The organism is Hahella sp. NS-SX17 (assembly GCF_057367735.1).
Map to the genome: position 1 here is coordinate 4,640,124 of NZ_CM170632.1, position 13,436 is coordinate 4,653,559.

The following is a 13,436-nucleotide window of genomic DNA, read 5'->3' on the forward strand; positions in this document are numbered from 1 at the left end:
CTTCACAAAGAGTCCTACATCAGGGATTGGCGTCTATTACGATTAGAAGGCGGTAAACAGTGTCGATTACCAGATTAGCAATTGATTTTTACGTCACCTCCAGCCTGTCAAGCGACGAGCTGGAGGCCGCCGCCCAACTGGGCGTGCGCTCAATCGTCAATAACGAACCCGACCAGGAGGCGGAGTCCGAATCTCTACGCCGCGGGGCTGACGCCCTCGGACTGTCTTACCACAGCGTTCCTTCACATAAAAATGCGGACGAACAAACTCAAATCAGTTCTTTTATCGATATCATGGAGCATTGCGAAAAGCCGGTGCTGGCTTTCTGCAGAAGCGTCAGCAATGGCATTTCCTTATGGGTAATGTCGGAGACCCGGCACAAATATTAATCAGGCCAATATCATCGCCATGTTAATGGCGCGAACCATGCGCTTTGGAAGGTTAATCGACCGGGACATTATGATCTTTTAAGTAACGTCGCAAAGTATCGATATTGGCGAGCAGCTTGGGCAGCACCTCGCTTTTCATCCGCTCTGTACGCTTTTTTATTTCCTCTGCGCCGTAATGAGGCGCATAGGCGCTGCTCTCAATCTTTCCGCGAATGTCTTCTATTTCCCGGTAATAGCGTTGAATTTCGAGAATGAACTGACTAGGCGTCTCCAGCGCCGAGGGAGAGTAACGCATGCTTTCCCACACGAATAAATCGAGCTGAAGCGGAAACATCTTGATCGCGCTGCGGCTGGGAGGGGATTTCACAAACTCCGCATACTTCTCCGCTTGCATGAGGTTGCTCTGCAGCTCGCTGGCCAGCGAGTTGCGCAAGTAATAATTGTTTTGCCGGGAAGTCAGGTCATCAAAAATAATCGCCTGATTCAGTCCTTCCTGCGCCGCCAGATAGACGCCGAGCACTGTCGCCAGAATCATGAAAATCTGGCTGATCCAGAAACTGGACTCCTTGATGCCGCTGCCCTCTTTCTTGGCGTGTGTTTCATGTGTGCGACGGCCGTCGTTGCTCGCGGAGGACGAGGACTGCTGCTGCATAGCCTTAGACCTTTGGTAAGTATATTCAGGGGAAGAGAATTCTAGCTGCGTAAAGAGCAATGCTTCAAGAAGAGAGCCGCTCCAAGTGAGAACACATGCCTGGATTTTTTGCATTCTCATGGCAAATCCTGAATGCTGCGACGTATCAGTCATTTCGCCACTCAAGAAGTCAGACAAAATGCTTACGTACGCCGACTGCCCCGCCTGCTCAGAAAACAGTCTGGAAATATGGGACAAACATTCCGGCGTGATCGGCGCGCCACTATACTGCAACCACTGCCATAAGGGCTTCGCCAGATATCGCTTTTTCCACTCCGCCGGACTCATGCTGTTCGAAGCCTGCATCACCACTGCGGTCATTGTCAGCCTGTTTCAGCAATGGCTATCGGTATCGATACTGGCCGCCATCTCCATCCTGAGCTTATACGCTGTCTTCAACCTGGATAAGAGCGTGTTTCCTCTGCGCGAGGAAAGCCTGATGCGAAATGCCCCTCTGACACAAAAGCTGCTGAACCTCGCCGCGTTTATTACAGCGCTCTCGATCTATGCCTTACTGTTGCTGACGCTGCCTTTGGGGCCGGTTTTAAGCGCCTTCTTTCCATTTTGAATAGTCTCCAACCTGAAGGCTCTCAATGCCACGCCTTTAACGCCTCTTCATAACTCAAGGTTTTACCCGGCGGGCGTTCGTTGAGCTCGGGTTTTGGCGAGCCGGGTTGGTTGAGCCAGTATTCTCTGGAGGATTGGGGGTTAAGGCGGGGCGCGCAGGGGCCGGGTTCTTCCCGGCCGATCGCCGCCAGTTCTTCATCCATGGCCTGCGCCAGATCATGCATGACCTTCTCTACCGGCTGGGTTCCTTTGAACGCCTGAGTCATATACTTCCACCACAGGGGAGATAGTTTGGGATAACTGGGCACGTTGGCGCCCGTCGGGGTCCAATAGTAACGGGCGTTGGAGCGATAGAACTCCACCAATCCACCCAGATAAGGCGCACGGTCCGTCATCGCCTGGGAGTTGATATCGGATAATCGGATTGGCGTGAGCCCCACCATTGTCTTTTTCAGGGACACTGTCTTGGATACGGTGAACTGCGCATATAACCAGGCCGCTTTGCGGCGCTTCTCCGGCGTATTTTTCAGAAAGGTCCAGGAACCGGCGTCCTGATAGCCGGACTTCATCCCCTCCCGCCAATACGCTCCCAGCGGTGACGGCGCAATCCGCCATTTTGGCGTGCCGTCGGCGTTGACGACGGGCAGTCCCGGTTGGGTGATTTGCGCCAGATAAGCCGTATACCAAAACGCTTGCTGCGCGATCAGTCCGGAGCCGACCCATTCACCCATCACTTTATCCGTTACATTAAGGGCCTCTGGCGGCGCCAGCCGGAACCAGTCGAGAAATTTGCGGATGCCGTAAATAGCCGCCGGACTATCTAGAGCGCCGCCGCGCTGAACACTGGCGCCAACCGGCCGGCAGTCCTCCACTCGAATACCCCAATCGTCCACCGGCAGTCCATTGGGTAATCCTTTATCGCCCATCCCCGCCATCGCCAGCCAGGCGTCGGAGATACGCCACCCCAGGGAGGGATCGGTTTTGCCGTAATCCATGTGTCCCCATACCCGATGGCCGTCCAGCTCCCGCACATGCACGGTGAAAAATTCCGCAATATCCTCGTAGGCGGACCAGTTCATCGGCACGCCCAGCTCATAACCATAGAGTTTGCGGAAACGGTCCTTCAAGTCCTTCCGGCTGAACCAGTCATGGCGATACCAGTACACGCTGGGAAATTGCTGATCAGGCAATTGATAGACTTTTCCATCAGGCCCGGTCGTGAAAGACAGGCCAAAGAAGTCCTCTATATCCAAGGTCGGTAAGGTGACGTCTTTGCCTTCCCCCTGCATATAATCCGATAACGCCACCACCGCGCCGCTGCGGAAGTGCCCGCCAATCAGGTCTGAATCACTGATAAATCCATCGTAAATGTTGTGTTGCGTCTCAATCTGAGCCAGCAGCTTACGCACCACATCATCTTCGCCCGTGATTTCATGCACGACGCGGATGCCGGTAATGTCTTCGAAGGCTTTGGCGAGCGTATCGGCTTCATACCAATGGGTATCGATAGGCTCCGACACCACATAAATCGTCATGCCCCGAAACGGCTCAGAGGCTTTATGAAACCACTGCATTTCCTGCAGTTGCCGCCCACGGCTGAGGGTTGAGGGGGTGAACTCCGTTTCCACCCACTCCTGCGCTGTTTTGGCCTGAACGCTTTTGGACGCAAACATCATGCACCCCAGCGCAAAGAGAGATAACAGCGCTTTAAACGGAGTCGATAAGCTTTGTCCTTGGCGTCGTTTGGATAACATCGCAGAAGCGCTCGTTTCGTCCACTATCACTGGCACTACCACTGGCGGCGGCGTTGGTCAGTCTACTGACTTAGTGTAGTCAGAAAAGGCAGTTTCGGTGATATTCCCTAACGCAGTAAATCCCAAAATCCGCCGATTTAATACCTATATCCGCTCTACCTCGCCCTACTCCCGCTCTCTAGGATAGATATCTACCTGAATCGCCCATTAAGGCCAGCCCAGAGAGCGCTAAACCGCTATGTACCGATGTGGATTCAAAACACAAAGACTTTATGTGTACAACCTTCGCTGCGTGACCTCCACCGGCGAGGGCGATGACCTTTATCACGACATAGAAAGGATTCTCACACCGAACGCAACCCGCTTTGCTCCTGACGACTGGCGCCCCATCGTCAATCGGCAGGACGCCATAGCATGGCTGGACGACCGGTTAGCGGAGTCGCCGGTGTTTGTCGTGAAGGAAATCATGTCTACCGACGTCGTCGGGTTCGTATTTCTCTTTCCGATCTCTCTCCCTTCGGGGCTCACCGAATTGCGCCTGGGCTACATTTTAGGGGAGGCATATTGGTCGCAAGGGCTTGGTACGGAGCTCATGGAAGGAATTATTGGTTGGGCGAGGCAGAACAAAGGCGTCGCAAAATTAAGCTGCGGCGTCGCCAGGGATAACGCCGCCTCGCACAAAATGCTGGTGAGAAATAACTTCCATCTCGCCGCCAGCCATTCCGACACTCGTTTCTATGAGTATCTGATAGCGCAGCCGGAATTGCATGCAGAGTGAAACAGACGAGACATCGATAATTGCTTAGCCCAGAATCAAAAAGCGCTCACACCACACTCGCCCGATGGCGATCGCTCACCTGCCCCACGCCGGCTTTCATCAATCTTTGTAGCAACGCTGGCCGACCATGCTCCATGGACCAGCGCATCTCCTCGTCGGTGATGACAGTGGCGATCAGGATCTCCATATTGCCATTGGAGAGCGTTCCTGATGACGGCAGCGGGGGCTGGGCTTTTGCAATCAGGACGTTGATGAACTCGGATTCGCCGGCCTGAATCTCCTCTACTGTCAGGCCGTCATGTTTGCTGACCCGCTCCAGTATGCCCGCGTCGTTGAGAATCTCCGCGTTGGCGGTCCACTGTAAAAACCAAAGCGGCCATTCCGCTTTTTCCTTGGCGATGACAAGCATTTCGTACCCGTATCCGGGCACGCTGTCGTCATGTGGCGCGACGTCTTTAGGGGTCAGCGTGGCCGCACTGCTGAGGACGCGGCCTTGGTCGTCTTTTTCCACTTCCACATTATTCGCCGCCACGCCCGTAGGCATATCTGGATTGGTGAAACCAAAGGTGGTGTATACCCACATTCCTTCGCCCAGTTTGTGGGCGGGAATCATATACAAACCGCCGCCGGGCCATACGCCAAACATGTGGCCAATCTTCAAAATTTCTGACGGCAACGCGCCAAAGTGCGCTTCATAGTAGGCCGATCGCTCATCGTAGACTTTTTGCCAGAACTGCTCTTGGGGACTTTCATTCTGCGTGAGCGGCGCGGCGGCCTGATTACTCGCATGCGGCCTGTTGGAAAACAATCCGGCCAGTTTGTTAAATAAGCTCTTCACGCTCACTCCTTTTGACGACTTCCTGTGAGTTGAGGCTCTCAACGCTCCACTGTCGCGAGCTTGACGCCTAGCGCAACGAAAGCGCCGGCGAATGTTTTCTGTATCCACTGCATCAGTTTTGGGGAGCCCGCTATGTAATCGCGCACCGCGTTGGCGAACAGCCCGTAAAGCGTGAAGACCACCAGCGTCATCCCCATGAATATTGTGCTTAACAGCAACATATGCGAGACCGGCGAAGCCGCATCAGGGGGAACGAATTGGGGCAGGAACGCCAGAAAGAAGATGGAAAGCTTGGGATTCAAAATATTGATCAGGCAGGCTTTGACCGCAAAGCGGGACGCTTTTTTCTCTTGAGGCGCCTCATCAAAAGCCATAGCGCCAGACTCCTTCCACATCACCCAGGCGAGATACATGAGGTAGGTTACGCCAGCATACTTGACCGCCTGGAAAGCCAGGCTGCTGGCGTGCAGAATCGCAGCCAGACCCAAAGCGCACGCCAACAGATGGGGAATGATGCCCAAAGTGCTTCCTAACGCAGCGAACATGGCCGCGCGCCGTCCGCTCATTAATCCGGCGGAAACGGTGTACAACACGCCAGTTCCCGGCAGCAAGACGACAATCAGGGAGGTAATCAGATATTCAATGCTAACCATATTTGTCCCTTGCTTATGGCGTGGCGATAAGGCTTTCCGTTAGTGGGGAAAGCCAAGTTCTAACATTCGCCCAGTCCGCAATCAACCCCATGGAGCCCGAATGCAAGCAATTCTGTGGCGAAGTCTCGCCTTCTGCGCCGAAAACACCGCCTGAGAGGTTCGGGCCCTGTCGTGGCCGGCGAATAGATAGAAGGAAGCTATTTGTCTGCCGGATTAATAGCCGACCAACCTCTCCACCAGCCAGTAGCCTCCCATCGACGCCACAAACAGGGACCCGAACCGCGCCATACGCAGCAGATTCCACTCTTTCATGGCGTAATAGATCAGGGCGTAAGCCGCCGTTACGATAGCAATCTGCCCGGCCTCCACACCTAAATTGAACGACATCAACGCCCCCGCCAGCTGATCGCCAAGTCCAATTTCCCGCAGGATGAATGAAAATCCAAAGCCATGGATCAAGCCGAATGCAAAAGTCACCAGCAAGCGGCGTTTCCAGCGTGCGGATATGTTTTTCGGCGAGAGTTCTCCGCGCAGCTCCCACAAATTCTCCAGCGCCACGTAGACAATGCTTAACGCAATGCCCGCCTCCACCCACATCATCGGCGGACTGACCCAGTTCAATACGGAGGCCGCCAGCGTGATCGAATGCGCAACCGTAAAGGAGGTGATCAACGCAGCCAGTTGTTTCCATCCCAAAGGCAGTAACAGCAGGCCCAGCAAAAACAACAGATGATCAAAGCCGAAGACGATGTGCTCCAGCCCCAGCATAAAATAGTCGGAATACTGGCTCATGCCGCTGGAGCCGCCCAAGTCCCCCATAAAGTCGTCCGTCAGCGCTTTGCGCCATGCCCGCAATGACTGCGCGACGGGAATCTCCTGGGTTCTGCGCGCGCTGTCAAACACCACCGTGGCGGTACGGTCCGCCAGGACTATGCGCACGAAATTCTTGTGCTCGGCATTGTTTTGCAACAGAAGATAACCAACCGTTAAGACGCCGATATCGCTACCGCAGTCGTAAAGCATGGCGAACTGACGCGAGGCGATTTGCTCCAGGGTCTGTGAGCGGGCGTCGATGAGAGCGCAGGCGCGATTGTCGTTACGCAACTGAAAGCCGGCGCCAACCAAGGCCGTCATCGCTTCGCTCCTGGAAGCGATGACGGAGTCGGCGGCGAGCTCCGCCTCTGGCGCGGTATACACAACTTTCACTTTGCTGGCGCCGATCTGCACGGCGGTATCGGTGACGCCAGCCTGGTGCGCCCACGCCGGGGCGGTCAGAAGAGCAAACAACACTGCGAATGCGAATCTGAAAGCGCTCATCGCCAACCTCCTTTTATTTGTAGAACGAGCTGTCAGGCGCGCCTCGGAAACAATTCAGCACCCAGGGATAGGCATCCGTCACGTAGTAGCCGTAATGACCGTCAACCGTCATGCCGTTACAGGCGTCAAGGTCGCCAGCGTTGGTGAACGCCCAATCGTCAATATAGGTTCCATCGTAGGAGCCGCCCGGGTTAGTCGTGCTCTTGGTCCCCCGGGAACCGGTCTTTAGCGTGTAGCCGGATACGGCCTTGCGCACCGTTCCTGTGTCAGGGTCCAGAAAATAGCTGCCATAGATCGGAAAGCCATCAGCCGCGAAGCCAATCACCGGCGATCCATTTGGTCCGGGGTTGCTGTCGAACATGGCGTTGGGGTTGCCATGATAATGGTACAGGCCGCCCGGCTGGGTGTGGGCGTTATGGGCGTCCGCGCCGAATTTGCTATCTGCGCCCAGAGGGTCCAACAGCCAATCGGACGTGTCCGGACACCCAATGGCGATGTTGCCGTCCGCATCCGCCATGGGGCTGGAGGGGTTATAGCAACCTGCGGACAACAGATCCAATATCACTCCGTTCAACATCACGCCATTGACCAGACGCTGACTGAGCGAGGTGGTGGAGGACGCAAAGGAAGGGTTTCTGGGAATATTGAAGCTCTGACTGACTTCCGCCACATTGTTGGCGAAATGCGCGGTGGCGTCGTTAAAGTCGTGGTTGGGAATCGAGTTGGAAATTAGTGTGCAACTGTCCGAGTCGCTGCTGATAGTCACCGCCGCATCAAAACCAAACCCGCGCTGGATATCTGTGACGGAGGCTTCAAGCGTGTTGTCATAATCGGCGCAGTCGCCGCTGGTTTCGGTGAATATTGCATTGGTGATATCAACGCTGAAGGCGTCTCCAGCATCGCCCGACGCACCGCTTGAGGAGCCCTCGTCCACCACCGTTCCCGAGTCATCGCTGGCCTCCCCATCGGACACCGCCGCAGAGCCTCCGCAACCGGCCAGAATCAGTCCTGTACTCAAACACAGCGCCGCCAAACCACTTCCACCCAGCCTGATCGCATCATAATACTCATCACCGCTTTTTGTTTTTAAAGAGCTTTTCATACAGCCACCTACATCTGTTATTCACGTTGTTCTTCCTGATCCGTGAAAAACATACTAAAAGGCGAATCCGCAGGAACTACGGAAGAAGTGTGTAAGAAATGAGGAAATGCTTAATACAGAGACTAAATTGTCAGTGATCCTGACTGTTTCAAATACCGCCCCGGCGTCTCCCCAAAATAACGCCGAAACAGCGTAATAAAAGCGCTGACGCTGTCGTATCCCAGGTCCAGGGCGGTTTGGGTGACGGGGACGCCCTGGGCCAGTAGTTCGAGGGCGCGGGCCAGTCTGGCCAGCTGTCGCCATTGTCCCAGGGACAGACCAGTTTCTTCGCGAAATTTGCGGGTCAGCGTGCGTTCGCTCATGCCGATGTCACTGGCCAGCGCCAGCAAGGAATCGTTGTTTTCCGGGTCCGCGAGCAGTTTATGACTCAGACGCAGGAGGCGTTTGTCTCTTGGCATGGGCAGGTGCAGCGCGGCTCTCCGCGCGGCCTGAATTTCATCCAGCAGGACATGCAACAAACGGCGTCGGGAAGCGTCTAGAGACTCGCCAGGGGGCCATTCAGCAATTCGCGCGATGATAGGCGTCATCAAAGCGTTCGCTTCATAGACGCATGGCTCGTCAGGCAAGGGTTCGCAAATATCGGGATGCAGGTAAAGGCTCCAGCCGGCTATGGCGCCGAAATACTGCGCGCCGTGCCGTACGCCTGGAGGTATCCAGCCCAGACGATTGCACGGCATTAACCAGCGCCCGGCATCTGTATCCGCCACCGTCAGCCCCTGCAATACGCAGAACAATTGCCCCTGTTCATGACAATGCCCTTCCCTTTCTTCCATCCCCTCCGATCTCAGTCGGCGCACTAGAATTTCCTGGGATAAAGCCGGCGAATCAGTGGTTGTGATGGAAGAGGACATAGTGTTGGCTGAATTGAGCAATTTATTTTCTGATTGGCGTTAGCCGGTCAATCTAGGAGGAAATAACATGGAAATCAATCCGGCGCTCACACCTCAGCGCCGTTAACCCCCCCAAAGGAAATTGCTGATATGAAACCAGAACAAGTGCTTGCCGAAAACGAAAACATGTTCGCCTATCAAGGCGTCACCCTGCGCAAGGGCTCTATCGCCGCGTTTATGTTGAGCGTTCGGGATATGAAGGACGAACGTCTTTCCGATGCGGAGCGGACCTCGGCGAAAAACGATTTGCTGGAATTGATTCCAGGCCTGCGTCAGTTAGGGGTGTTCGACACCTTTGAAGTCAGAGATCCGGAGATTCGCGCGCTGGTGGCGCAAACTGGAGGCTAGCCGCTAACAGTCGGATCGAAGCTCTACCACGACGCCAAGACATAGAACGGACTGGAACGCCCAACAGCGCTCCAGTCATCTCAGCAGGTATCGCCTCATAACGTTTTCAGATATTCCACCAACTGCAAACGTTCAGACTCCTTCAAGTCTTTAGCGCCATACTCATGCCCGCTGTTGGAATTGCCTTTCAGAGTCGTATCGTATTCAAACGTCTTGATCAGCGTGCCGTCCGACAGCGTCATATGGGGAATGGAGACATACCCGACTTTGCCCACATCCAGCTCCCGCGAACCCAGATAAAACTTCTTGGAGCGCTGCGACGCCGGCAGCAACAGCTCGTACAGATTCGGCACGGAACCGTTATGCAGATAGGGGGCCGTGGCCCAAATGCCATTCAATGGCCGCGCCTTGTAAGTCCCCTCACTGATAGGAAGGTTGTCTCCACAGGCGACGGATGGCGACTGCTTGATTTTGAACTGCTCCATAATATCCTTGAGTTTCTCCTGGCGCGCCTTCTCGGAATGCAGCTCGGTCGCATAGTCCACGGAGGCTGCGTCAATAGAGTCCGCCGTGTGCTCCAACAAGCCGCCCACCGCAGCATTCACCAGAGGCTCAAGCCCAGAGGTCTTGGCGGGAATAGGCTCGCCTGCGATGCCCATGCTCTTGCGGCCTTCATACTTACCGGCTTCATAGCACTTCATCATATTGGTCCACTCAAGCGGATCGGTGCCAACCTCATTGATCGGAGTCAGCACTGCGCTGTAGATCGCCGCCTCACGGCTACGAGGTATCACTTGGTGGCAGCTCAAACAGTACTTGTCATAGTGCATCTTGCCTTGAGCGGCGACTTCCGGGTTAACGGCGGGAAGATACTCCGTCGGCCACGCCGGCGAACGCAGATCCGCCACCCAGGCTTCCAGATCGCCCAGCCCCTTGATATCAAACGAGGACTTGTAACGATACACCGATTTATCGTCAGGAATATCAATTTGCCCGTAAACGCCCAGCACTTCGCCCGCATTGCGAATCAGCGCGCCGAAATCAAACGGACCATTAGGCGCGAAGCCCGTCCATTGCACCACATCCGACTGCTGGGTTCCCCACAGAAACGGATAGCTCACCGGCGCATTGGCGGGATGCCCATTGTTGGGCATATCGTTGAAGTAAACCATGATCTGGTTGAAGATCTGCCCGATGGCGTCCACCCGTCCATAGCCATAATCCGGCTGGTGGGGGGCGGAATGGTTGATCAGATTGCGGGTGGCCAGCTCTTCCGTTTGCGCCAACAGCGCCTGACGCAACTTGAATTTCGCCTCCATATCCGGCTCGCCCAGTACATTGTTGGCGAAACGGTCGAACTTGGCGTTGTCCTGATAGGTGCGGCTTAACGCATCCACCAGTGCGGCGTTGAAAGTCTGCACGTCGCCCAGGGTTGGACCGCCGTCAATACGAATCTCCTGCCCCCGATAACTGACCTGGCCGGTATGACAGGCGGCGCAACTAAACCCCATCCATTGCTCGCCGTTTTCTCCAATATCCTTGACGAAACCCACCGGGAGTCCGTCCGGGTTCCAGGAGCCTACCTGAGTAGACGGCAGATAGCGCATGCGCTCCATATGGTCATCCGCACGGAACAGCGCCTGACTGTCCTTGCGCTCCAGCACCAGAAACCATTTGTAAGGAATAATCCGCGAACCTTGAGAGGAAAAGTAAAACGCCGCCTGGGTGTCATCGGTCCACCCCTGATCCAGGTCCACCACATCGCCCTTGGCGCCGGGTACTTTCTCTCCTTCCTGAATCCATTCGCCTTGTTGCTTTAAGGCGCAAGATCCCATCAGTCCTGACGTCAACGCCAGCGCAAGCATCCCTATGAGACGCGATCTATTTCCTCGCCGCCATTTATCCTTCTCCGACTTTGCCTGTCTTGTAGCCATAGCCTTGATCCTTTCCCTTTGGGGTATTCCCTATGAGAATCTCCATTCGTTTATCATTCACAGCCACTTTTACTATAGACAGGGATCGCCGACGGCGCTCAGTCCGTCGGCCTGGGCGAGAGGCTTAATCGAGGTTGACGCTGACTTTCAGCTGTTTGGGTCCGTTAGCGGAGAGAGACACGAAATACACCGTGCCGTCATCCAGGAAAACGCCATCGGTTCCAATGTAGGACCAGCGATAGTCCACCGGTATCCGCTTCTCAAGCGAGATTGACGTCTTGGTGAGAGACAACACCATCAACCTGTCCGGCGCTGCGGGATAGACCGCCAGCAACTTGCCGTTCACGGTTCGAATGGCCGGTTGCGCTTCCCTCACCAGAGGCGGCAGGCTGGTGTTTCTGGCGGTGATGGAGCCGTCAGAGGCGATCAAATAGGCGAATCCGCCGCCGTTGCTGTAAGCGCCTGTCACCAGAAAGCGGTCAATGGCGCCGATGTATTGCACATCGTAGGTATAGTATTCCTGGGTTTTGACCAGCTCGGTCTCCCCTTTCACCCATTTGTCGCCCACTGGGTCATACATGCGATACATCAGGCGGGCGTAGGGCTTATCATCAACAAAGCGCTGCCACACCAGCAACGCCCTGCGATCAGAGCCCGCCGCCAGCGGCCACCAGTCCCGGGTGCGATCGCCGACAGCGACATGTCGTTCATGCAGTAGTTCGCCATGGGTGTCGTAAACCGCCATCATCACATCGTCGCCGGAGCCAAGGTCGTCGACGCCGCCGCCATCCACCCACTCATCTGAATAAAACACCACAAAGCGTTTACCGGACGCCGCCACATGACCGGAATGACCGCCGTCGTATATGACTTGTTGATAAGCTTTGACCGGGCTCATGTTGCTGTCGTACAGCCCGAAGGTCTGCGCCAGCACATTCTGCGCATTCCAGGCGTCTTCCATGGTGACCATAATGTGGCCGTCACTATTGATCGCGGAGCTGGCGGGCTCCTGAGCCCAGGGAGCTGAGATCAGGGTGACCGGGTCAAGTTGCGGGTTTTCCGGATCGATGAGGGAATAATAAACATCGTGTATCCATTCATCTCCGTCCGCCTCCTTCGGGTCCAGAGGCGATCCGGAACTGGACCAGATCAGCACATACTTGCCGTCAGCCCGACGCACGAAGTCCACGCCATGTTGAAACTCCCGCATGTCCCGCCTGCGGTCAGAACCCGCTTCGGTGGTGAGACTGATATATACAATGTAAGAGGTCGCGATTAACCAGATAACGGCCACGGTCGCGATGACTCCGGTTCTTTTTGAGGTAATTGCCATTTTTTGCTCTCTGTCGCCAGTCAGTTAGTGACCGCAACAAGATCAGTCTCTGGCGGAAAATAGCAGAACAGCGCCGATCTCTTGCGTTTGCACCCGCCTGAACCTAGCTTCCAACTGCTCAATCCAGGCGTCGGCGGTATCCTTCAAGTTGCTGAATATCCCTTTGCGGTTGTAGATCATCTTCAACAGTCCGCCCAACCGGGATTCACCGCCGTTATTAACGATCGCCGAACCGAAGCAGACGCCTACCTCCGCCAATACAGCTTTCACATGGTCGAACACAACGCCTTTCTGCTCCGGCGAACCGGGCAAACAGTGCAGGAGATAGTTCAATCCCACAGAGCCGAACTGTTGTGAGCCCAAAGGGAAGGGTTCCAACGCATTGTGCCTCAGCAACCGCGGCTGGTAGCGCTTCAAGCGTCTGGCGGTATAGCGCAGGCAGGTTGGATTCAAATCCAATAACGTCAGCTTTTCGAGCTGAACGACAGGAGAACTATGATCGAGAAAATAGCCGGTGCCCACGCCTATCTCCAAGTGTGAAGCAGACAGGTTCCGGTTATACATTTCGAGCAGATTCGCCGATGGACAACGCCAAGCAAAGTAATTGGAGAAGCCAAGCACCATTGAGTCATACAACGGCAAGGTGAGGCGGTTATAAACCGCTTGGCCCGGCTCAGCGTCCAACAAGACTTTTTCTTGTCCGTTCATCCCTTTGTCCTCAACGCAGATTGCAAAAGTTCGCAAACTTAGTTTCAGTTCTGAGCCAAGTATAGAACGCAGTC

General features: G+C 55.1%; 14 protein-coding genes. 4 read left to right on the forward strand and 10 right to left on the reverse strand.

The window, feature by feature from the left end; all coding sequences use genetic code 11:
* The first annotated feature begins 59 nt into the window (after positions 1–59).
* Positions 60–389: a beta-lactamase hydrolase domain-containing protein gene (locus AC2IBB_RS20460; protein ID WP_486328609.1), complete on the forward strand. Its 330-nt coding sequence runs from the start codon at positions 60–62 to the stop codon at positions 387–389.
* A 52-nt stretch (positions 390–441) separates the two neighbouring features.
* On the opposite strand, the gene AC2IBB_RS20465 is transcribed toward AC2IBB_RS20460, so the two are convergent.
* Positions 442–1,041: a hypothetical protein gene (locus tag AC2IBB_RS20465; RefSeq protein WP_486328610.1), complete on the reverse strand. Its 600-nt coding sequence runs from the start codon at positions 1,039–1,041 to the stop codon at positions 442–444.
* 178 nt (positions 1,042–1,219) lie between these two features.
* Between AC2IBB_RS20465 and AC2IBB_RS20470 the strand changes: the two genes are divergently transcribed.
* On the forward strand, positions 1,220–1,648 hold the full coding sequence (locus AC2IBB_RS20470; RefSeq protein WP_486328611.1) for a hypothetical protein: 429 nt from the start codon (positions 1,220–1,222) through the stop codon (positions 1,646–1,648).
* A 22-nt stretch (positions 1,649–1,670) separates the two neighbouring features.
* On the opposite strand, the gene AC2IBB_RS20475 is transcribed toward AC2IBB_RS20470, so the two are convergent.
* Positions 1,671–3,323, reverse strand: a complete 1,653-nt coding sequence (locus tag AC2IBB_RS20475; RefSeq protein ID WP_486328612.1) for an ABC transporter substrate-binding protein — start codon at positions 3,321–3,323, stop codon at positions 1,671–1,673.
* Positions 3,324–3,675: 352 nt separating this feature from the next.
* Here AC2IBB_RS20475 and AC2IBB_RS20480 point away from each other — a divergent pair, with 352 nt between their 5' ends.
* Positions 3,676–4,179 (forward strand): GNAT family N-acetyltransferase, encoded by a 504-nt coding sequence (locus tag AC2IBB_RS20480; protein ID WP_486328613.1) that lies wholly within the window; start codon positions 3,676–3,678, stop codon positions 4,177–4,179.
* 46 nt (positions 4,180–4,225) lie between these two features.
* Here AC2IBB_RS20480 and AC2IBB_RS20485 read toward each other — a convergent pair whose 3' ends face one another.
* From AC2IBB_RS20485 to AC2IBB_RS20505, 5 genes are all read right to left on the reverse strand, one after another.
* Positions 4,226–5,017, reverse strand: a complete 792-nt coding sequence (locus AC2IBB_RS20485; RefSeq protein ID WP_486328614.1) for a suppressor of fused domain protein — start codon at positions 5,015–5,017, stop codon at positions 4,226–4,228.
* Positions 5,018–5,055: 38 nt separating this feature from the next.
* Positions 5,056–5,670 (reverse strand): LysE family translocator, encoded by a 615-nt coding sequence (locus AC2IBB_RS20490; protein WP_486328615.1) that lies wholly within the window; start codon positions 5,668–5,670, stop codon positions 5,056–5,058.
* Positions 5,671–5,883: 213 nt separating this feature from the next.
* Entirely contained in the window at positions 5,884–6,987 is a 1,104-nt protein-coding gene (locus AC2IBB_RS20495) for a HupE/UreJ family protein (RefSeq protein WP_486328616.1), read from the reverse strand.
* Positions 6,988–7,000: 13 nt separating this feature from the next.
* Positions 7,001–8,089 carry a YHYH protein gene (locus AC2IBB_RS20500; RefSeq protein ID WP_486328617.1) on the reverse strand — a complete coding sequence of 363 codons (1,089 nt, stop codon included), beginning with the start codon at positions 8,087–8,089 and terminating at the stop codon, positions 7,001–7,003.
* 122 nt (positions 8,090–8,211) lie between these two features.
* A complete protein-coding gene (locus tag AC2IBB_RS20505) occupies positions 8,212–8,946 on the reverse strand; it encodes an AraC family transcriptional regulator (protein WP_486328618.1) in 735 nt (244 codons plus the stop codon).
* 183 nt (positions 8,947–9,129) lie between these two features.
* On the opposite strand from AC2IBB_RS20505, the gene AC2IBB_RS20510 reads away from it, so the two are divergent.
* Positions 9,130–9,387 (forward strand): hypothetical protein, encoded by a 258-nt coding sequence (locus tag AC2IBB_RS20510; RefSeq protein ID WP_486328619.1) that lies wholly within the window; start codon positions 9,130–9,132, stop codon positions 9,385–9,387.
* A 95-nt stretch (positions 9,388–9,482) separates the two neighbouring features.
* Here the strand turns inward: AC2IBB_RS20510 and AC2IBB_RS20515 are convergent, their stop codons facing one another.
* From AC2IBB_RS20515 to AC2IBB_RS20525, 3 genes are all read right to left on the reverse strand, one after another.
* Positions 9,483–11,321, reverse strand: coding sequence for a di-heme-cytochrome C peroxidase (locus tag AC2IBB_RS20515; RefSeq protein ID WP_486328620.1), 1,839 nt, complete (start codon positions 11,319–11,321; stop codon positions 9,483–9,485).
* A 124-nt stretch (positions 11,322–11,445) separates the two neighbouring features.
* Complete coding sequence (locus AC2IBB_RS20520; protein ID WP_486328621.1) at positions 11,446–12,654, reverse strand: hypothetical protein; 1,209 nt, start codon at positions 12,652–12,654, stop codon at positions 11,446–11,448.
* A gap of 42 nt (positions 12,655–12,696) precedes the next feature.
* Positions 12,697–13,362: a class I SAM-dependent methyltransferase gene (locus AC2IBB_RS20525; RefSeq protein WP_486328622.1), complete on the reverse strand. Its 666-nt coding sequence runs from the start codon at positions 13,360–13,362 to the stop codon at positions 12,697–12,699.
* Positions 13,363–13,436: the final 74 nt, after the last annotated feature.